The organism is Pseudomonas sp. EGD-AK9 (assembly GCF_000465935.2).
Lineage (GTDB): Bacteria > Pseudomonadota > Gammaproteobacteria > Pseudomonadales > Pseudomonadaceae > Aquipseudomonas.
Map to the genome: position 1 here is coordinate 1 of NZ_AVOF01000660.1, position 977 is coordinate 977.

Consider the following 977-nt stretch of genomic DNA (forward strand, 5'->3'; position numbering starts at 1 on the left):
CGGCCGCGCGCCAGGCCTTCCTCGGCGCGCAGAGCGCCTGGGCCGGGCTGCAGCCGCTGCTGCTCGGGCCGCTGGCCGAAGGCAATCGCGCCTGGCAGATCCAGTTCTGGCCGGACAAGAAGAACCTGGTGCAGCGCCAGGTCGAAGCCCTGGTCAAGAACAAGCCGCAGCTGAGCCAGGCCGATGTGGAAAGCGCCAGCGTGGTGGTGCAGGGCCTGAGCGCCTACGAGTACCTGCTGTTCGACCCCAGCCTGGATCTGGCCCAGGCCGAGCAGAAGGCGCGCTACTGCCCGCTGCTGACGGCCATCGGCGAGCATCAGCAGGCGCTGGCCGGCGAGATTCTCGGCGAGTGGCAGGGCGAACAGGGCATGGCTGCGCAGTTGAAGCGCTTTCCCAACGAGCGCTACGCCGACGCCGACGAGGCCATCGCCGAACTGCTGCGCGTGCAGGTCGGCGCCCTCGACGGCCTGAAGAAGAAGCTCGGCGCGCCCATGGGCCGGCAGAGCAAGGGCATCCCCCAGCCCTACCAGGCCGAAGCCTGGCGCAGCGCCGCCAGCCTGGCCAACCTCGGTGCCGCCCTGGCCAGCGCCGAACAGCTGTGGCACGGCAGCAACAAGGACGGTATTCAGGCCCTGCTGGGCAAGGATCAGGCCGAGCTGGTCGGGCGTATCGACGCCGCCTACCAGGACACCCGCCAGCGCCTGGCGGCGCTGGAGCGGCCGCTGGGCGAACTGCTCGATGACGAAGCCGGTCGCACCAGCCTGAACCAGCTGTACGACAGCCTCGGTCGCCTGCACCGCCTGCAGGAAGGCGAGCTGGCCAAGGCCTTGGGCGTGCAGATCGGCTTCAACGCCCACGACGGGGACTGACATGCAGCGCAGAACCCTGCTCGGCCTCGGCGCGCTGCTCGGCGTCGGCGCCGCGACCGGCGCCTTCGCCGGCTGGACCCTGCTCGGCCCAAAGGGCCAGCCGCTGCT

The 977-nt window shown here is 70.7% G+C and carries 1 protein-coding gene; it reads left to right on the forward strand.

The annotated features are described in order from the left end of the window. Positions 1-869, forward strand: an 869-nt coding sequence (locus tag N878_RS22325; protein ID WP_021445738.1) for an imelysin family protein, incomplete at its 5' end; no start/stop codon positions are given. Between the last annotated feature and the right edge of the window lie 108 nt (positions 870-977).